The organism is Pseudomonas protegens (genome assembly GCF_003363755.1).
Lineage (GTDB): Bacteria > Pseudomonadota > Gammaproteobacteria > Pseudomonadales > Pseudomonadaceae > Aquipseudomonas > Aquipseudomonas danubii.
In genome coordinates, this window is record NZ_CP031396.1 from 64,131 (window position 1) to 82,914 (window position 18,784).

Consider the following 18,784-nt stretch of genomic DNA (forward strand, 5'->3'; position numbering starts at 1 on the left):
CTTGCAGGGCTCATCCGGAGCCGGGATGAGACGCCACAGGCGGTACCGGGCCAAGGCGACAGCCACTGCGGCGGATCATCCTGGTCCTGCAGCGCGGCGCAGGGAAGCTGGGGGGACGGGTTATGCAGTGGCTGGTAGCGGCGGCGGTATTTCTGGCGGTCAGCGCGGTGCTTTGGGTGGTGAGCTTGCGTATCAACCGCAGGATCGAACGCCAGGTGCCGATCAACGGGCGCTTTCTCGAAGTCGGCGGTGAACGCCTGCACTACACCGACGAGGGCCGCGGCCCGGCACTGCTGATGATCCATGGCCTGTCCGGTTGCGGTCGCAACCTGACCCACTCCCTGGCGCCGCAGTTGCGTGAACGGTTCCGGGTGATCACCCTCGACCGCCCCGGCTCAGGCTATTCCACGCGGGCCCGCGGTGCGGCGGCGGACCTGCCGGCCCAGGCCAGTCTGGTGGCCAAGTTCATTCGCACCCTGGACCTGGGGCAGCCGCTGGTACTCGGGCATTCCCTGGGCGGCGCCGTGGCCTTGTCTTTGGCGCTGGATCATCCGCAATCGGTGTCCGGGCTGATCCTGGTGGCGCCCTTGACTCATCCGCAACGCATGCTGCCCTGGGTGTTCCTGTCCCTTGGAGTACGTCCGGCCTTCCTGCGTCGCTGGATGTCCCTGACCCTGGCGGCGCCCATGGCGATGCTCGGTCGTCGCGGTCTGGTGAAGGCGATATTCGCCCCGGACCCGGTGCCCGAGGACTTCGCCGAGCGTGGCGGCGGCTTGCTGGGGATGCGTTCGGACAACTTCTATAACGCCTCCAGCGAGATCGCGGTGGTCAATCGCGCCTTACCGGGCATGGTCAAGCGCTACCCCAGCCTGAAGCTGCCGGTGGGGCTGATCTATGGTTCGGCGGACTCGATACTCAATTACCGCCGGCATGGCGAGGCCATGGTGGGCAAGGTGCCGGGGCTGCAACTTGAGATCGTTCCAGGTCGAGGGCACATGCTGCCCATCAGCGCCGTCGAGCGAGTGGTGGCCATGGTCGAGCACATTGCTGCACAAGCCGCACCGCAGCGCAGCGCCACCGTGCTGCGCCCGCCGTTCGCGGCATCCCGAGCAGGCTAGGGGCATTGTAGATGGTGATTGCGATCGTCGCGCAACGACTCTGGCAGCAGCTGTAAAGGCTTCACGGGCGACATTCAAAACAGACCGAGAAAATAGTTGACGAGCTAACGAACCCGAGCTATTTTTTTAAAAAAATGTTTTGAATGTTTTTTTTGAAAGTGCAATTGAGCGATTAAAATAATGAAAATAACGCCATTTCACGCTTTTGTTTTTTCGTCTGTTCACGCTCCGTACAGCGCCGTCGCGCTGTCCTCTATGGCATCCCTGCCGACGGCCATCCTGCGGAGGCTGCCATGACTGTCTCCGTGGCGGCACCCGGCGTCTGGACCGATGGCAAGCGTCACCTCTGGTGGCTGGGCACCTTGCCGATGATCACCCCTTTGCTCGCAGGCCTGTTCGCACTGACCACCGGTGTCCAGGTGTTCTGGTGGAGCGGGGTGGTGGTGATCTTCGGCCTGATTCCCCTGATTGACGGCCTGCTCGGAGAGGACGCCAGCAACCCGCCGGAGTCCGCGGTTCCCGATCTGGAAAAACAACCCTACTACCGTTTCATCGTCTACAGCTGCGCCGTGCTCTCGGTGGTGTCCCTGGTAGTCACCGCCTGGATGGCCATCAAGGGGGTCGACTGGATCCTGGCCGGTGGCTTGTTGCAGCTTAGTGAACAGCTGCACCTGCAGGGCAGCCTGGCGAGCTTCGCGGCCTTTCTGACCGAACGTGCGCAACTGCATGGCAGCGTCGGCTGGTTCACTTACCTGGGCATGGCCATGTCCACCGGTGCCGCCACCGGTATCGCCATCAACATTGCCCATGAGCTGGGGCACAAGAACCGCGGGATGGCCAAGTTCCTGGCCAAACTGGCCCTGGCCTCGACCTTCTACGGGCACTTCTTCGTCGAACACAACCGTGGCCATCACGTTCGCGTGGCGACCCCTGAAGATCCGGCCAGCTCGCGCCTTGGCGAGTCGTTCTGGAGTTTCCTGCCGCGCACCGTGTGGTTCAGCCTGCGCTCGGCCTGGCACCTGGAAAGCGAGCGCCTGCACAAGCTCGGACTGCCGACCCTGCACTGGAAGAACGGCGTGCTCAGTGCCTGGCTGTACAGCGTGGTGCTTTGGGGCGTGCTGATCGCCTGGCTCGGCGCGGCAGTGATTCCCTTCCTGGTGATCCAGGGCATCTACGGTTTCTCCCTGCTGGAAGTGGTGAACTACGTCGAGCACTACGGTCTGCTGCGGCAGAAACAGCCCAACGGCCGGTATGAGCGCTGCTCGCCACGCCATTCCTGGAACAGCAACCGCATCGTCACCAACATCTTCCTGTTCCAGCTGCAGCGTCACTCTGACCACCATGCCAACCCGACCCGTTCGTACCAGGCCTTGCGCCACTTCGACGAGTCCCCGCAACTGCCCTATGGCTACGCCACCATGATCGTCTGGGCCTATGTGCCGGCGCTCTGGCGGCGACTGATGGACCACCGGGTCCTGGCCCATTACTCGGGAGATGTGCGGTTGGCCAACCTGCATCCGGCCAAGCGTGCCGAACTGCTCAAGCAATACGGTTTCACCGACACCGATTGAGACACCGCTCTTTAGTTGGACCGCTCACTCCTTCAAGTGCCCGTGAACCGCCTGCGTTTGCCTGCTTGAAGGGTGAGCCCCGAATACAGAAGTCCTTGAACACGTTGACCGACAACAACAATAAGCAACTGTAAGGAAGTCACGGATGTCTATTTCACCTCTGCTCGCTGCCCGTCTGTTCGTGGTCATGCTGGGTGTGTCACTGATGGGCGCCGCCGATGCGGCGCGCATCGAGCCGGCCAACACCGAGTTCACCGCCAAAGGGCCCATCAGCTTCGCCAAAAGCATCATCAATGCCGACTGCACCATCCAGGTCAGCGGCAAGGTCAGCCCCGACGGCAGCTTCGCCAGCGTCGAGAAAGTCGACTTCAGCGGCGGCCTCAAGTGTGGCCAGGTGGAAGCCACGCACCTGCCCTGGAAGCTGATTGCCAAGGATGAAACCAGCGGCGCCATGTCCGGCATCCAGGTCACCGTACACGCCCCCCTGGTGGGCGGCGATTGCGGGCCGAGCACCGCCGAAGGCAGTTGGAACAACCGCACCGGCAAGCTGGAGGCGACCCAGGTCAGCCTTGAGGGCGGCTGCACCATCAAGACCGTATCGATCCAGATGCCGCCCACGTTCCGGGTTGCGCCCTGAGTCACAACAGATTCCATGGAGGGACGCTGATGAACGTGCGATCAAGTAGTCCGAAAGCGCCGGCAGCTCAAGCCCGGTCGGTATCGCCATAGCGTGCTCCAGCACCGAATTCGGTCGAACTGGAGAGCCGATGGCGTCATCGACACCCTGGCGAGGCTGATAACCCCCTGGCAACTGCCTGTTGCCTAAATCTTGAGGAAAACAACAATGCAAAGCATCAAGACTCTGGTATCCGTAGCTTCTTTCGCCATCTGCCTGGGCGCCGCGTCGATGGCCAACGCTGCCACCATTGCACCTGCCGGTGCGTCCTTCTCGGCACCGGGCACCATCTCGGTGTCTTCGCCGGCATCGTTTGGGATTCCGGTCAATTGCAACATCAACTTCACCGGTACCGTGGCGGCCGACGGCTCCAATGCCTCGATCACCGGCGCCACCGTCAGCGGTAGCAACTCGCTGTGCGGCGTGCCGGTTCTGCTGAACCTGCCTTGGACCCTGACCGCCTCCAGCGCTACCGCGGGCACCGTGACCGGGGTCAACTTCAAGATCCTCTCCAACTGCAGCAGCACGCCGGTGACCATCAACGCCACTTGGAACAACGCCACCAACACCCTGAGCATTCCTTCGGCGCAATCCGTCGGCAGTTGCAAAATCACGGCGTTGAGCGTCAAGCCGAACCCAGCCTTCACCGTAACCCCTTGAAGTTGATCTGACTTCAGCCTGTTGATCACTTGCTGAAAAAACAGGCGCCTCGTTTGAGGCGCCTGTTGCAACGCCCTGGGTCGGTGGTGGCCGATCGCGGTCGATAATAATAAGGAGTGGGGCATGAATAATAAGAAACACAAGATCCAGGCCGCTATTGGCTTGGCGGTGCTGGGTGGCCTGATCGGTTCCGGGTCGGTGCAGGCGGGTGGTTTCTCTACTCCGACCTATGGCGCTCCAGGCTGGGGTCGGGCGTTTGGTGGTGGTTCGCTGTTCAAGAATGATCCCAGTGCTGCGTACAACAACCCGGCGGCCATGGCGTTCATCGATCACAACGTGGCACAGATGACCGTGGATTACGCGCGGATCAAGATGAAGTTCAAAGGCAACGTCAACGACTATCAGGGGAATCCGGCCTCCATCACTCCCGTGGATGACACCGGCGCTCCCAGTGGCGCGGCGATGCCCCTGACCGGCGATGGCGGGGAAGGTGGTTTCACCGCCTGGTTGCCCACCGGTTTCATGGTGATGCCGATCAACGATCGCTTTGCTTTTGGCCTCAGCCAGGTCGTGCCCTTGGGCATGCGCAGCACCTGGGACGAAGGCTGGAAAGGTCGTGACTTCGCCGTGGATACCAAGATTGAGACTGTCGGCCTCACTGGGGCCCTGTCGTTCAAGGTCCGTGAGGACTTCTCCATCGGTGCCGGGGTCATCGTGCAGCACAGCAAGGGCTTCGTCAGCCAGAACCTCAACGTCAGTGGTTCGGCGGGCATGTCGGTGCTTCCTGGAGCGCCCTCGGGCATTGGCTCCAACCTGATGCGGGTCAAGGTCGATAACACCTCGGTCGGCTGGTTCACCGGCATCACCTGGAAACCCACCGAGCAGGACACCCTGGGCCTGAACTATCACGCCAAGATCAAGAACAAGATGGAGGGCAAGTACAACATTCGTGCCGACGCCCTGGGCCGCAATTTCATGACCCAGCCGGCCGGTCCCAACGGTGAAACCCTGACCGAACTGGCCTATCCGGGCCTCAAGCTAAACCCCGATGGTGCCAACGCCAGTACCCAACTGGACATTCCGGCCACCGCCGGCCTGGACTGGGTCCACGTGTTCAACGATCGCTTCACCATGGGTGCCAGTCTGCTCTGGACCCAGTGGTCGTCGTTCAAGGACCTGACGCTGAAGTCTGATGGCAACACCCTGGTGGCGATTCCTTACAACTACAAGGACTCGATGATGTACTCCCTGGGTGGCGACTATCGCTTCACCGATGAACTGACCCTGCGCGCCGGTGTGGCCTTCGACCAGACCCCGACTCGCAATTCGACCCGTGACCCACGGATTCCGGATAACGATCGCTGGTTCACTTCCATCGGTTTTGGCTATGACATCAAGGCCATTCCCGGGCTGACCATCGACGGCGCCTATTCCCGGCAGTTCGTCAAAGAGGCCAAGCTCAAGACCGTCAACGTCGACCGTCTCGGTGGTTCCACCATCGACGGCAAAGTCGACTCCAAAGGCGAAGTGGTGAGTCTCTCCGCGACTTATCACTTCTGAGGTCTCGCGCTTCATCCATGCCTTGAGATAACGGCAGTACCAAGGGAGTGTGCGACTGCCGTTGGCTGGACGGGTCACCTCAGGACCCGTCTCGACCTGCCTGCTTTTCCAACCTTTGGCTGACATCGTTCAGCCGTTATGCGTTACCGAAAACACTCAAAACAATATTTAAAAATAAAATTTGAAACATGCTTCTTTCCTTTGTAGGGTGATCGTCGAGGGGTCGGCACAACGCCCGGGCTCCCAGTGGTTGTCTCGTTAGAACAAGAGAGGTATTCCATGATTGTCTGGTTATTGGTGGGACTCGCCGCAGCCTGTGCACTGGCCTATCGCCAGGCCGCCGCGGCCCTGTGGCTGGGCGGCGGCCTGGTATGGCTGGCGGCAGGTTATCTGTTCAATCTGGTGGGCACCCTGGGACTGACCCTCGGCGTGCTGCTGGTGCTGGCGCCGGCCGCGCTGCTGAGCATCAAGCCCCTGCGCCGTGCCTTGCTCACCCGCCGCGCCCTGGCCATGTTTCGCAAGATCATGCCGGTCATGTCCGACACCGAGCGCGCCGCCATCGAGTCCGGCACGGTCTGGTGGGACGCCGAGCTGTTCAGCGGCAAGCCCGACTGGCCGCGCCTGCTGCAGGCCGCCCCGGCCAGCCTGAGCGCCGAAGAACAGGCGTTCATGGACAACGAAGTGGAAACCCTGTGCAACATGGCCAACGACTGGGAAACCACCCAGATCTGGCAGGACCTGTCGCCCAAGGCCTGGCAATACACCAAGGACGCGGGCTTTCTGGGGATGATCATTCCCAAGCAGTACGGCGGCAAAGGCTTCTCCCATTACGCCCATTCCCAGGTGGTGATGAAGCTTTCCACCCGCTGCTCGGCGGCGGCGATCTCGGTGATGGTGCCCAACTCCCTGGGCCCGGCCGAGCTATTGCTGCACTACGGCACCGAGGCCCAGCGCCAGCATTACCTGCCGCGCCTGGCTCGCGGCGAAGACATTCCGTGCTTTGCCCTGACCAGCCCCTATGCCGGTTCCGACGCCGGGGCCATTCCCGACGTCGGGGTGGTGTGCAAGGGCCAGTTCGAAGGCCAGGAGGTGCTGGGCTTTCGCGTCACCTGGGACAAGCGCTACATCACCCTGGGCCCCATCGCCACGGTGCTGGGCCTGGCGTTTCGCGCCGAAGACCCGGACGGCCTGCTGGGCAGCAAGGGCAGCCTGGGGATTACCTGCGCACTGATTCCCACCACCCATCCGGGGGTCAATACCGGGCGTCGTCACTGGCCGCTGAACGCGGTGTTCCAGAACGGCCCGACCACCGGCAAGGATGTGTTCATTCCCCTGGAATGGGTGATCGGCGGCGGCGCCCAGGTGGGCAACGGCTGGCGCATGCTGATGGAGTGCCTGGCCGCCGGGCGCGCCATTTCCCTGCCGTCGGCCAACGTCGGCCTGGGCAAGGTGGCGGTGCGCGGCACCACCGCCTACGCGGCGATGCGCAAGCAGTTCGGCTTGCCCATCGGCAAGTTCGAAGGGGTGCAGGCGCCGTTGGCGCGCATGGCCGGGCACCTGTATGCCTGCGATGCGGTGCGCAAGGTTTCGGTGGCGTCCCTGGATGCCGGCGAGAAACCTTCGGTGATCTCGGCGATTGCCAAATACCACGTCACCGAGCGGGCCCGGGCCATCGTCAACGACGGCATGGACATCGTCGCCGGCAAGGGCATCTGCATGGGCCCCAACAACTTCCTGGCCCGGGCCTACCAGCAAAGCCCGATCGCCATCACCGTGGAAGGCGCGAACATCATGACCCGCTGCCTGATCATCTACGGCCAGGGGCTGATCCGTTGCCATCCTTATGTGTTCCGTGAAATGGAAGCCGCTCGCGATGGTGGACGCAAAGGCCTGGAAGCGTTCGACAGCGCGATGTTCGGCCATATCAGCTTTGTCTGCGCCAACACTGTGCGCGCCGCGGTGCATGCCCTGACCGGCGGCCGCCTGATCAAAGCCCCAGCCAACACCGACAAGGCCCTGGCTGGCTATTACCGGCAGATCCAGCGTCTGTCGGTGGTGCTGGCCCTGGCTTCGGACATTTCCATGGGCGTGCTGGGTGGTGCCCTCAAGCGCAAGGAAAGCATCACCGGACGCCTGGGGGACATTCTTTCCCAGCTGTACATCCTGTCCTGCGTGCTGAAGCGTTTCGAGGACGATGGCCGGCCCCAGGCCGATCTGCCGCTGGTGCATTGGGCGGCCCAGGATGCCCTGCTGCGGGCCCATGAAGCCCTGGCCGAGGTGCTGGACAACTATCCGTCCAGAGCGGCGGCGCGGATTATTCGTGGTCTGAGCTTCCCCCTGGGCATTCCCCAGCACAAACCCAGCGACCGCTTGCTGGCCGAGGTGGCCGAGCTGGTGCAAACCCCAGGCGCCACCCGGGACCGCCTGTTGGCCGACTCCTACATCCCGCAACCGGACATCGACAAACTGGCCTACGGCGAACTGGCGTTCCGCCTGCAACCGCAAGTGGAACTGATCGAGGCCCGGCTCAAGCCGGCGATCAAGCAGGGCGCCCTGGCGCCGTTGCCGATCTCCCGCGAGGCCTTCGGCGTGTGGCGGGTCCAGGCTCTGGAACAGCAGTTGATCAGCCAGGACGAAGACGAGCTGCTCAGTCGTTACGTGGAATACGGCGATCACGCGATCCAGGTCGACGACTTCCCCCAGGACTTCGGGCTGCTGGAAGCCTTGCAACAGCGTCAGGCGCACTTCGAGCAAAGCGCCAAGCCGGCCTCGCGCAAACGTGCCGCCAGCAGCGAAGACGCGGTGCTGGCCAGCGATTCGGCCTATTGAGCCTCTACTGGATTGGATCGGGATCTCTTTATGTCTGACGGTTATCTTTCGTTCGTCAATTCCGGGTGGGGCCGCTGGCTGGCCCAACGGACCGGCCTGCCGCAACCGCTGCCGCTGCAACGCCAGCGCGAGGGGCAGGGCGGCAACCTGATCAACCCGGTGGTCCTCGCCGCGGCGCCCGAGGGGCGCCTTCTGGGCGAGCTGCAACGGATCTTCGCCGCCACCGACACCGTGGCGGCCCAGGCCGCAAGCATCAACGCGCCCTCGACCGTGAAGGTCCAGGGCCTGGTCTTCGACGCCAGCGGGCTGGCGGATATCGCCCAGCTCGATGAGCTGTACCGCTTCTTCCATGCCAATGTCCGGCGCCTGACCGCCCACGGTCGGGTGCTGGTGCTGGGCACGCCGCCGGAGCACTGCAAGGCGCTGGCCCAGGCCGTGGCGCAGCGGGCCCTGGAGGGTTTCGTGCGCTCCCTGGGCAAGGAGTTGCGCCGGGCCATTACCGCGCAACTGCTGTATGTCGAGCCCGGTGCCGAAGCTGAACTGGACAGCAGCCTGCGGTTTTTCCTGTCCCGTCGTTCGGCCTATGTCTCGGGTCAGGTGGTGCGCATCGGCGAGCCGGTGGATGTGCCCCGGCACATCGACTGGGCCCAGCCACTGGAGGGCCGGCGGGCCCTGGTCACGGGGGCCTGTCGCGGCATTGGCTTGGCCATTGCCCAGGTCCTGGCCCGGGAAGGCGCCCAGGTGGTGTGCCTGGACATTCCCCAGGTCGAGGCTGAGTTGCAGCAGGCGGCAGCGGGCCTCAAGGGCAGCGCCCTGGCCCTGGACATCACCGCTTCTGGTGCCGGGCAGCGGCTGCTGGAGTTCGTCGGTGAGCACGGTGCTTTCGATATCGTCGTGCACAACGCCGGCATCACCCAGGACAAGACCCTGGCGAAGATGACCGAAGCCGCTTGGCGCAAGGTCATGGCCGTCAACCTGGAAGCACCGCTGCTACTGAGCCAGGCGCTGCTGGAGGGCCAGGGCCTGAACCCGGGGGGACGGATCGTCTGTGTCTCGTCGATTTCCGGGATCGCCGGCAACCTCGGGCAAAGCAACTACGCCACTTCCAAAGCCGGGGTCATTGGTCTGGTGGAGAGTCTGGGGCCACTGGCGGCGCGTCAGCAGATCACGGTCAACGCGGTGGCGCCGGGCTTTATCGAAACCCAGATGACCGCGAAGATCCCGCTGCTGATTCGCGAGGCCGGACGGCGCATGAATTCCATGAACCAGGGCGGTCAGGCCGTGGATGTGGCGCAAACCATCGCCTGGCTGGCCCATCCGGCCTCCGGCGGGATCAATGGACAGGTGGTCCGCGTCTGCGGACAAAGCCTGCTGGGGGCCTGAACCATGAATGCCGACTCTGCCATTCGCATCATCGAACCGCCGCCGTCCCGGGGCCAGTTGCTGTACGACGGCATCCGCAGCTTGCGCAAGCCCAAACTGGAGGTCGCCCCCAAGCTGCCCAGCGAGCGTCTGGTACGCCCGGCGGTGGAGCTGCAGGCCGCCGAAATCGCCCGTTATGCCCAGGCCTGCGGCTTTCGCCGGGAGCACGGTGTGCCGCTGGCCTTTCCCCATACCCTGGCTTTCCCGTTGCATCTGTTGTTGCTGACCCACCCGACGTTTCCCTATCCGGCCAGCGGCATGGTCCACCTGGCCAACCGTATCCGTCAGTACCAGAAGCTGGAGGAAGGGCAGGCCCTGCGCCTGGAGGTGTTTGCCGAGCGTTGGCTGGCCCATCCCAAGGGCCAGGCGTTGTCGATTGCCACCCGGGCCCACAGTGGCGGCAGCCTGGTTTGGGAAAGCGACAGCCTGTATCTGCGCCGTGGCGTCAGCGCGCCCATTGGTGAGCCCTGGCAAGGCTCGCTGCCGCTGGATGAACAGGCCCTGGTGCGCACTCAACGTTGGAGCCTGGGGGGCGACCTGGGGCGGCGTTTTGCCCAGGTCAGCGGCGATTTCAATCCGATCCACACCTCCTGGCTCGGCGCCCGGCTGTTCGGTTTCCGTCGGCCCATCGCCCACGGCATGTGGACCCTGGGCCGGGCACTGGCAGCGCAGCAGCCGCCCCATCCACTGGCGGCGGCGGAGCTGGACTGCGAGTTCAAGCTGCCGATCTTCCTGCCGGCGGCGGTGACCCTGTGGAGCCGTCTGCCGGACGGTCCGCGCCATGCGTTCGAAGTGCGCAACAACGCGGGGGACAAACCCCACATGCGCGGCCTATTTATCTGGGGAGCTGGGCAATGACTGAGTACAGTTTCAATCCGGCGCCGGTGCGCCGGGTGGCGATCATCGGCGGCAACCGGATTCCGTTCGCCCGCTCCAATACGGTGTATGCCAACGACAGCAACCAGGACCTGCTGGTGGCGGCGTTGCAGGGGCTGGTGGATCGTTACGGCCTGTCGGGCCAGCGCCTGGGGGAGTTCGCCGCGGGGGCGGTGATCAAACATTCCCGGGATTTCAACCTGGCCCGGGAAAGCCTGCTGTCCACCACGCTGTCGCCGCAGACCCCGGCCTACGACGTGCAGCAGGCGTGCGGCACTGGGCTTGAGGCGGCGCTGCTGGTGGCCAACAAGATCGCCCTGGGGCAGATCGAAGTGGGCATCGCCGGTGGTGCCGACACCACTTCCGATGCGCCCATCGGCATCAACGAAGGGCTGCGGCGGACCTTGCTCCAGGCCAATCGCGCCAAGGGCGCCGGCAACAAACTGCGCAGCTTGCTCAAGGTGCGCCCGGGGATGTTGTTCAAGCCGCTGCTGCCGCGCAACGGCGAGCCGCGCACCGGGCTGTCAATGGGTGAGCACTGTGAAGAAATGGCCAAGCGCTGGCATATCAAGCGTCTGGCCCAGGATGAACTGGCCCTGGCCAGCCACCAGCAACTGCAGGCCGCTTATCAGCGCGGCTTCTTCGACGACCTGATCACCCCGTATCGCGGCCTGACCCGGGACAACAACCTGCGGGCCGATGCCAGCCTGGAGAAGCTCGCCGGCCTGGGCCCGGCGTACGACCGCCACAACGGCACCCTGACCGCCGGCAACTCGACCCCGCTCACCGACGGTGCCTCGGTGGTGCTGCTGGCCAGCGAGGAGTGGGCCGCCGCCCACAACCTGCCGGTGCTGGCCTACCTGCGGACCGGGGAAACTGCCGCAGTGAACTTCGTCGACGGTACGGAAGGGCTGCTGATGGCTCCGGCCTACGCGGTGCCGCGCATGCTCGCCCGGGAAGGCCTGGGCTTGCAGGATTTCGACTTCTACGAGATTCACGAAGCTTTTGCCGCCCAGGTGCTGTGCACCCTCAAGGCCTGGGAAGACGCCGATTACTGCCGGGAAAAACTCGGCCTTGAAGGGCCGCTGGGCAGCATCGAGCGCAGCAAACTCAACGTCAACGGCGGCTCCCTGGGCTGCGGGCATCCCTTTGCCGCCACCGGCGGGCGCCTGCTGGCGACCCTGGCCAAGGCGATCCACCAGCGTGGTTCCGGCCGCGGGCTGATTTCCGTTTGTGCAGCCGGCGGGCTGGGTATCACCGCCATCGTCGAAAAATAAAATAATCAGGAGACTGCCAATGAGTGTCGTGAGCCTGCAACCCGCCGAGCGTATCTGGCTGAACGCTTACCTGCCGGGTGTGCCCAGCGATATCGAAGCCGACATCGACCGCTACCCGTCGCTGCGAGAAGTGTTCCTCGAACACGTGGACAAGTACCGCCACCGGGTGGCCTACGTCAGCATCGGCACCGAGATGGGCTACGACCTCTGGGAGAAGCGCGTATTCGCCTTCGCCGCCTGGTTGCAATCCAAAGGGGTGAAGAAGGGCGATCGGGTGGCCCTGATGATGCCCAACTGCCTGCAATATCCGATCTGCCTGTTCGGCACCCTGTTGGTGGGGGCGGTGGTGGTCAACGTCAACCCGCTGTACACCGCCCATGAACTGCGGCACCTGCTCAAGGACAGTGGCGCCGAAACCGTGGTGATCTTCGAGAACTTCGCCCACACCCTGGAGCAGGCGATGCCGGGCAGCCAATTGAAGAACGTGGTGGTGGCCGCCATTGGCGACTTGCTGGGCACCTTCAAGGGCGCGGCCTTGAACTTCGCCCTGCGCCATGTGCAGAAGCAGGTGCCCAAGTTCAACCTGCCAGGCTCGATCCGCTTCCCGGCGATGATGAAACTGGCCGCCGTGCTGGAGCCCCGTCCAGTGGACCTGAAGCAGGACGACATCGCCTTTTTGCAATACACCGGCGGCACCACCGGCGATGCCAAGGGCGCCATGCTCAGCCACCGCAACATCCTCGCCAACCTGATGCAGGCCAAGGCCTGGGTTGGCGACCAGTTGGACGAAAACCAGCAGGAAACCAACGTCACCTTGCTGCCGCTGTACCACGTGCTGTCACTGACGGTGAACTGCCTGATGTTCATGTGCCTGGGCGGGCGCAACATCCTGATCGCCAACCCGCGGGACGTGAAGCGGGTGCAGATGATCCTGCGCAAGGAGAAGTTCAGCGGCATCGTCGGGGTCAACACCCTGTTCAACGGCTTGCTGGAGAACGAAGAGTTTCGTGGCCGTGACTTCTCCGACCTGAAGCTGGCCATCGCCGGCGGCATGGCCACTCACACCGCCGTGGCCCGGCGCTGGAAGGAAGTCACCGGGGTGCCGATCATCGAAGGCTACGGCCTCACCGAATGCTCGCCGGTGGTGAGCATCAGCCCGATCGACATCGCGCGCATGCGCGAGGGTGACTTCACCGGGACCATCGGCGTGCCGCTGCCGTCGACCTGGGTGCGTTTCGTGCGTGAGGACGGCGAACTAGCGGAGCTGGGCGAGGAGGGCGAGCTGCAGGTGCGCGGGCCCCAGGTGATGAAGGGCTACTGGCAGCGTCCGGAAGAGACCGCCAAGGTCCTGGACCGCCACGGCTGGCTGTCCACCGGGGATATCGGGGTGATGAACGAGCAGGGCTTCATCCGTCTGGTGGACCGCAAGAAGGACATGATCCTGGTCTCGGGTTTCAACGTGTACCCCAACGAGATCGAGGACGTGGTGGCCCTGCATCCGGGCGTCGCCGAGGTGGCGGCGATTGGCGTCGAGGATGGGGTGACCGGGGAGAAGGTGAAGATCTTCGTGGTGCGCAAGGACCCGAACCTGACCCAGGAGCAGTTGCTGGCCCACTGCCGCGAGTACCTGACCGGCTACAAGGTGCCGCGCTACGTCGAGTTCCGTACCGAAGAGTTGCCCAAGACCACCGTGGGCAAGGTCCTGCGTCGGGCCCTGCGTTAGTTCCGAGGGCGTCCGAGGTTTTTCTGAAGATCGTCAAGCAAGGCCCTGCGGGCCTTTTCGCAGCCTCGCCGGGGCTCGGCAGCGGCTACCGCCACGGCGATCACTGTAGCCGCTGCCGAAGGCTGCGAACGGCCCGCAGGGGCGCATGCGTCCCGAGGGCGCTAGAGGTTCTTCGGGTGATAGCCGGGCAAGCCTGAACCTACAAGGCGTTGGGCAGGCGGACCTGGCCCGGCTGCAGGCCGAACACTTCGATACCCTCCGCCGTCGATTGGCCGACGCTCACCGGCAGCCGTTGTGCCGGCTGATCGGCGCTCGCCCGATATTCCACACTCATGCCATCTGCGCCGCGCTGGATCGCTGCCGGCGGGATGACGATTGCCTGATCGTTGCGGTAGGTGATGATGGTCAATCGCGCGCTCATGCCCAGGCGCACCCGCTGCAGTTGTTCCCGGGTCAGCGTGGGGATCGACAGGGTCACCGGGAACTGTGCGCTGGCGCCGCTGGCGTCGCCGGGCAGGGCCAGGCTGCTGACGATGTCCACCTGGCCATTGAGGCGTTCGCCATCAAAGCCGTCACCGAGGATTTCCACGCTCTGGCCCTGACGCAGCTGGTTGATGTCCAGCTCCGAGACCTTGCTGACGATCTTCAGTTGCTCGATGTTGGCCAGGCCGAACAGGGCCTGGCCCTGGCCGACCTTGCTGCCGGTCTGCACCGGGCCCGAGGCCCCTGCCGAGGCGATTTGGCTCAGGTTGACGCCCGGCGCCGGCACCACGATGCCGGCAAACGGCGCGGTGACGTCCTTGCCCGCCAGCAGAGCGCGCAGGGCTTCGTATTTGACCGTGGCATTGGTCAGTTCCATCTCGGCAATCTGCCGGTATTCGCCCTTGCCCTGATCCAGGGCCTGTTGCAGCTCGCCCTGGGCCGCGCTCAGGTCCAGGCGCTGGGTCTGCAGTTGTTGGGTCAGGTCGTCCAGTTCGTTGCGGGGAATGATGCCCCGGGCAAACAGGCTCTGGCTTTCACTGAGCTTGCGCTCGGAATTGCTGACCGCCATCTGCGAGGAACGCAAGGTCCGCCGGGCACGGGTAACCTGGGCGCTGTTGTTCCAGTCCTGCAGTTCCTGGACGCTGCGTCGGGCCTTGAGCTGGACCGACAAGGCTTCGCGCAACTGGATCTCGATCAGGCTGGGGTCCATTTTCAGCAGGGTCTGGCCGGCCTCCACCCGTTGGCCCTGTTCCACCAGGTTGGCCAGGACAATGCCGTCGAACGGCGCGGTCAGGCTGATGGTGCGCTGGGGTTCGATCTTGCCCACCAGGCCGATCTGATGAATCAGCGGCGCACTGCTGACCTCGATCCAGCGGCCCTTGTCAGTCGCTGTGTGGTCCGGGGCGTGGTAACCGATCAGGGCCACGCCGGCCAAGGCCAGCACCACCAGCGCCGCGCCCCCTTGCAGGTAGCGTTTGCGCGAGCTTTTCTGCTCAGTAGTCATTGAGCGCAATGTCCCAGGTCTCCAAGGTCGTGCCCAGGGTCAGGTCCAGTTGGGTCTGGGCGTTGAGGTAGGCGATAAGTGCGTTGAGGCGGGCGTTTTCACTGGTGCGCAGGTCGCTTTCATAGCTCAGCACCTGAAAGTTGCTGGAGCGTCCGGCGCTGAGTTTCTCCCGTTCGATCTCCAGTTTGCGCTTGGACAGTTCCACGGCGCGCTGGGCAATTTCATACTGGCGCCAACGGGTGCCGAGGTCGCGCACCACGTCATTGACACTGCGCTCCAGGGCCTGGCGGGCATCGGCCAGGACCAGCGCCTGGTTTTCCACGTCGACCCGGGCATGGACTTCCGCCTGGCGGGTACTGAGGTCGCCAATGGGGATCTGCACCTGGACCCCGGCATAGCTGTCCCAGGTCCTGCCCGCGCCATTGCCGCCGTCGTTGTCGTAGCGGTTGCGCACCTGGTTGGCACCGGCCACCAGGGACACGTCCCAACGGCCCTGGTCCTTGGCGATCACCAGGTTCAGATCGGCCTGCTGGCTGCCGAGCAAGGTCGCCAGGTAACTGGGTTGCTGGAGCTGGGCCAGGCGCAGGGCGTCCTGCTGGTCGATGTTGATCCTGGCGGCCTCCAGGGCGTCGCTGGCGCGAATGCGCGTGGACAGGTCCAGGGCCAGCAGCCGCAGCAGCGACAGGCGATTGATGTCCACCTGATTGCGCGCTTCTTCGACCCCCAGTTCCTGGCTGGCGATATCGGCTTCGGTCTGCACGATCTCGAACTCGGCCATGCGCCCGGCAGCGATCAGCGCCTTGTTCACCTGGAGCAGGGCATTGGCGCGCTTGAGGGCATCCTCGACGATCGCCAGCTGTTGCTGGGCCCTCAGCAGCTCGCGGTAGGCGCCGATGATGTCGCTGATGGTCTGCGCCACGTTGGCCTTGAGGTTGAGGCGATAGGCCTGTTCGTTGATCCGCGCCAGGCGTAGCGGCGCGGTGGTCACATCCCAGCCGGCGCCCTTGAGCAGGGGCTGGATAATCGCCAGGTCGAGGCCGTCGCGTCGGTAGTAGCCGGCCCGATTGGCATTGCTCAACTCTTGCCGCCAGGCCATGTTCAAGCGGGTGCCGTACTCCCCCAGCAGACTGGAACTGGGCGTGAGCATGGCGTTGCGTACCCCGTCGTGACTGCCCTTGTTGGCCTGATAGGTGCCACTGAGGAGCAGTTTGGGATTGAAGGCATCTTCCGAGACCCGCAGGTCGAACTTTTGCGCCACGCGCTGCAAGTAAGCGCTGCGAATCCCGCGGTTGTTGCGCAGGCCCAGGTAGACCGCGTCGGCGAGGGTCAGGTCGGTCTGCTGCTGGCTCAGCAGGACGCTGCGTTCATAGCCGCTGTGCAGGGTCGGGGCTGACGCCTGGCGAGCCACATTCATGTCCTGGGAGGCGGCGTGCCCCAAGGGGCTGATCAGCCACAGCAGCAACAGCCCGGCGCGTTGGCGATCATTCATCGCGCAGCGCCTCCACCGGTTGCAGGCGCGAGGCCGAGATGGCCGGGTACAGGCCGAAGAACAGGCCGATCAACAAGGTGCTGCCGATGCCCAGGGGCAGGGATGCAGAGGCCAGGGAAAACTGCCAGCCGGAAACCCGGGCATAGAGGTAGGCGGCGCTCATGCCCAGCACCGCCCCGGACAGAGCACCGACCGCCGTCAGGGTCACGGCTTCGAGCAGGAACAGGTTGCGGATATCCCGGCGCCTGGCGCCCAGGGCCATGCGGATGCCGATCTCGCGGCGCCGTTCCGAGACGTTCATCAGCATCACGTTCATCACCCCGACCCCGCCCCCCACCAGGGAGATGCCCCCCAGGGCCATCAGCAGGTAACCGAAGGTGCGGCTTTGCCGGGTCATGCCGTCGATGATCTTTTGCGGTATCTGTACTTCCACGCCCCGTCCCGGTAGCTGTTTTTTCAGCGCATCGCCCAGGGCCGTGGCCAGTTGGTTCATGTCCTGGGAGGGAGCGGCGCGGGCTATCAGGTTGCTGATCTGCGCACTGGAGGATATTCGCCGCATGCCCTCCAGAGGTACGAACAGGGATTCGTTGGTCTGTACCGGGATCAGCACGGCAGCCGGTTGCGAGTGCAGGATGCCAATCACCTGGAACAGGTAATCGTTGATACGGATTCTGTCGCCCAGGCGCAGTGGGGCATGGGGCTGGCTCAGGGCCTGGGCCACTTGCGCCCCCACCACCGCGTAGGTTTCGGCGGCATCGAATTCCGAGAGGAAGCGTCCTTGCTGCAGTTGCAGGCGCATGGCGTCGTTCAATGCCGCTGTGCTGCCCACCAGGTTGGCGTTGGTGGTGCGTCCCTGGAACACCACCGGGCCGCTGAACAACGCCACCGGGGCGATGTGCAGCAGGTTGGGCAGGGCCTTGTACAGGGTGGCCAGGTCCAGCGCCGCCGGCATGGGCGTGCGCGTCCCCGAAGTGTCGGGGAACTGCACTGCCAGGGTGTCGGTGCCCATGTCCTGGAAGATGGCCGCGGCGTCTTCGGCGGCGTTATGGCCGATATTGATCAGGGCCACCACCGATGAACTGCCGATGACGATCCCCAGCAGGGCCAGGATCGAACGCTTGCCCAGGGTGCGCAGGCTGACCAAGGCTTCGTGCAGCAACTGGCTGGCGCTTTGCTCGACCTTGAGGCTCATGCCGGGCAGACCTCCTGGACCACGCCGTTGGTGACCCGGATCTGCCGCTCCAGGCGCTGGGCGATGCCCGGGTCGTGGGTGACGATGATCAGCGTCACCTGGCGCTCGCGGTTCAGCGACAGCAGCAGGTCCATGATCTCCTGGGCGGTATGGCTGTCGAGGTTGCCGGTGGGTTCGTCGGCGAGGATCACCGAGGGTTCGCCCACCAGGGCCCGGGCAATCGCCACCCGCTGGCGCTGACCGCCGGAGAGGTCCGCCGGGCGGTGGTGGGCCCGTTGCCCCAGGCCCACCTGATCGAGCATGTGCTGGGCGCGTTCCAGCGATTCACGCCGTGCCACTGCGCGATAGCTCAGGGGCAGGGCGACATTGTCCAGGGCACTGAGGCGCGGCAGCAGGTTGAAACTCTGGAAGACGAAGCCGATCTGCTGGTTGCGGATCGCCGCCAGTTGGTCGGGGCTGGCGCGGAAGATATCGTGCCCGGCAAAGCGGTAGTCGCCGTTGTCGGGCAGGTCCAGCAGGCCGAGGATGTTGAGCAGGGTGCTCTTGCCGGAACCGGAGGCACCGAGAATGGCGCAGCTTTCACCGGCTTCGATGGACAGGGAAACGTTCTTGAGAATGTGGAGCGGTTGCTCCGCCAGCCGATAGCTCTTGCCTATGCCTTGCAGGGAGATAAAACCTGGGTCGATTATCGTCGCTGTCATCGCTTACCGCGCCGGCTGGCTCGACTGAATGCTTGAACACTCCCACCTCGTACGGCTCGTGCAGCGGGGGTTCAGGGGCAACGCCAAGCTCTGGTTTTATTTATTATTTTAAAAACTTTGTTTGAATAGTAACTGCGTTCATCCTGGCGCGCCAGCTGTCTGAACCGGGTAATTGCGGGCTTTTTTCGGGATTTTTCGACCAGG

The 18,784-nt window shown here is 64.2% G+C and carries 14 protein-coding genes; 10 read left to right on the forward strand and 4 right to left on the reverse strand.

The genetic code is table 11. From position 1 onward, the window contains the following. Window positions 1–122: 122 nt before the first annotated feature. From DWF74_RS00260 to DWF74_RS00305, 10 genes are all read left to right on the forward strand, one after another. Window positions 123–1,118 carry an alpha/beta fold hydrolase gene (locus DWF74_RS00260; RefSeq protein WP_110651629.1) on the forward strand — a complete coding sequence of 332 codons (996 nt, stop codon included), beginning with the start codon at window positions 123–125 and terminating at the stop codon, window positions 1,116–1,118. 293 nt (window positions 1,119–1,411) lie between these two features. Next, entirely contained in the window at window positions 1,412–2,689 is a 1,278-nt protein-coding gene (locus tag DWF74_RS00265; RefSeq protein WP_102865105.1) for an alkane 1-monooxygenase, read from the forward strand. Window positions 2,690–2,876: 187 nt separating this feature from the next. After that, complete coding sequence (praA, locus tag DWF74_RS00270; protein ID WP_394304657.1) at window positions 2,877–3,326, forward strand: alkane oxidation protein activator PraA; 450 nt, start codon at window positions 2,877–2,879, stop codon at window positions 3,324–3,326. Window positions 3,327–3,533: 207 nt separating this feature from the next. Beyond that, window positions 3,534–4,025 (forward strand): alkane oxidation protein activator PraB, encoded by a 492-nt coding sequence (gene praB, locus DWF74_RS00275; protein WP_102865103.1) that lies wholly within the window; start codon window positions 3,534–3,536, stop codon window positions 4,023–4,025. A gap of 123 nt (window positions 4,026–4,148) precedes the next feature. Then, the gene (locus DWF74_RS00280) at window positions 4,149–5,585 is read left to right on the forward strand and encodes an outer membrane protein transport protein (RefSeq protein ID WP_102865102.1); all 1,437 of its coding nucleotides are present in this window, start codon (window positions 4,149–4,151) and stop codon (window positions 5,583–5,585) included. Between the two features lie 279 nt (window positions 5,586–5,864). Then, window positions 5,865–8,414, forward strand: a complete 2,550-nt coding sequence (locus tag DWF74_RS00285) for an acyl-CoA dehydrogenase (protein ID WP_102865101.1) — start codon at window positions 5,865–5,867, stop codon at window positions 8,412–8,414. Between the two features lie 30 nt (window positions 8,415–8,444). Continuing rightward, window positions 8,445–9,797, forward strand: coding sequence for a 3-oxoacyl-ACP reductase (locus DWF74_RS00290; RefSeq protein ID WP_102865100.1), 1,353 nt, complete (start codon window positions 8,445–8,447; stop codon window positions 9,795–9,797). Window positions 9,798–9,800: 3 nt separating this feature from the next. Continuing rightward, window positions 9,801–10,694 (forward strand): MaoC family dehydratase, encoded by an 894-nt coding sequence (locus DWF74_RS00295; protein WP_115579995.1) that lies wholly within the window; start codon window positions 9,801–9,803, stop codon window positions 10,692–10,694. Continuing rightward, window positions 10,691–11,989: an acetyl-CoA C-acetyltransferase gene (locus tag DWF74_RS00300; RefSeq protein ID WP_115579996.1), complete on the forward strand. Its 1,299-nt coding sequence runs from the start codon at window positions 10,691–10,693 to the stop codon at window positions 11,987–11,989. Before DWF74_RS00295 ends, DWF74_RS00300 begins: the two co-directional genes overlap by 4 nt. A gap of 19 nt (window positions 11,990–12,008) precedes the next feature. After that, window positions 12,009–13,712: an AMP-binding protein gene (locus DWF74_RS00305; RefSeq protein WP_115579997.1), complete on the forward strand. Its 1,704-nt coding sequence runs from the start codon at window positions 12,009–12,011 to the stop codon at window positions 13,710–13,712. Between the two features lie 199 nt (window positions 13,713–13,911). On the opposite strand, the gene DWF74_RS00310 is transcribed toward DWF74_RS00305, so the two are convergent. The 4 genes from DWF74_RS00310 to DWF74_RS00325 are packed head-to-tail and all read right to left on the reverse strand — an operon-like array spanning window position 13,912 to window position 18,580. After that, window positions 13,912–15,198 carry an efflux RND transporter periplasmic adaptor subunit gene (locus DWF74_RS00310; protein ID WP_115579998.1) on the reverse strand — a complete coding sequence of 429 codons (1,287 nt, stop codon included), beginning with the start codon at window positions 15,196–15,198 and terminating at the stop codon, window positions 13,912–13,914. After that, window positions 15,188–16,687 (reverse strand): TolC family protein, encoded by a 1,500-nt coding sequence (locus DWF74_RS00315; RefSeq protein ID WP_102865095.1) that lies wholly within the window; start codon window positions 16,685–16,687, stop codon window positions 15,188–15,190. The genes DWF74_RS00310 and DWF74_RS00315 overlap by 11 nt, the downstream gene beginning before the upstream one ends. Further along, the gene (locus tag DWF74_RS00320) at window positions 16,680–17,879 is read right to left on the reverse strand and encodes an ABC transporter permease (RefSeq protein WP_115579999.1); all 1,200 of its coding nucleotides are present in this window, start codon (window positions 17,877–17,879) and stop codon (window positions 16,680–16,682) included. The genes DWF74_RS00315 and DWF74_RS00320 overlap by 8 nt, the downstream gene beginning before the upstream one ends. Beyond that, the gene (locus DWF74_RS00325; protein ID WP_102865093.1) at window positions 17,876–18,580 is read right to left on the reverse strand and encodes an ABC transporter ATP-binding protein; all 705 of its coding nucleotides are present in this window, start codon (window positions 18,578–18,580) and stop codon (window positions 17,876–17,878) included. Before DWF74_RS00325 ends, DWF74_RS00320 begins: the two co-directional genes overlap by 4 nt. Window positions 18,581–18,784: the final 204 nt, after the last annotated feature.

Bases quoted from the DNA above. Each gene is read 5' to 3' on its own strand.
- DWF74_RS00260 (WP_110651629.1), top strand. From the start codon at position 123: ATGCAGTGGCTGGTAGCGGCGGCGGTATTTCTGGCGGTCAGCGCGGTG.
- DWF74_RS00265 (WP_102865105.1), top strand. From the start codon at position 1,412: ATGACTGTCTCCGTGGCGGCACCCGGCGTCTGGACCGATGGCAAGCGT.
- praA (WP_394304657.1), top strand. From the start codon at position 2,877: ATGCTGGGTGTGTCACTGATGGGCGCCGCCGATGCGGCGCGCATCGAG.
- praB (WP_102865103.1), top strand. From the start codon at position 3,534: ATGCAAAGCATCAAGACTCTGGTATCCGTAGCTTCTTTCGCCATCTGC.
- DWF74_RS00280 (WP_102865102.1), top strand. From the start codon at position 4,149: ATGAATAATAAGAAACACAAGATCCAGGCCGCTATTGGCTTGGCGGTG.
- DWF74_RS00285 (WP_102865101.1), top strand. From the start codon at position 5,865: ATGATTGTCTGGTTATTGGTGGGACTCGCCGCAGCCTGTGCACTGGCC.
- DWF74_RS00290 (WP_102865100.1), top strand. From the start codon at position 8,445: ATGTCTGACGGTTATCTTTCGTTCGTCAATTCCGGGTGGGGCCGCTGG.
- DWF74_RS00295 (WP_115579995.1), top strand. From the start codon at position 9,801: ATGAATGCCGACTCTGCCATTCGCATCATCGAACCGCCGCCGTCCCGG.
- DWF74_RS00300 (WP_115579996.1), top strand. From the start codon at position 10,691: ATGACTGAGTACAGTTTCAATCCGGCGCCGGTGCGCCGGGTGGCGATC.
- DWF74_RS00305 (WP_115579997.1), top strand. From the start codon at position 12,009: ATGAGTGTCGTGAGCCTGCAACCCGCCGAGCGTATCTGGCTGAACGCT.
- DWF74_RS00310 (WP_115579998.1), bottom strand. From the start codon at position 15,198: ATGACTACTGAGCAGAAAAGCTCGCGCAAACGCTACCTGCAAGGGGGC.
- DWF74_RS00315 (WP_102865095.1), bottom strand. From the start codon at position 16,687: ATGAATGATCGCCAACGCGCCGGGCTGTTGCTGCTGTGGCTGATCAGC.
- DWF74_RS00320 (WP_115579999.1), bottom strand. From the start codon at position 17,879: ATGAGCCTCAAGGTCGAGCAAAGCGCCAGCCAGTTGCTGCACGAAGCC.
- DWF74_RS00325 (WP_102865093.1), bottom strand. From the start codon at position 18,580: ATGACAGCGACGATAATCGACCCAGGTTTTATCTCCCTGCAAGGCATA.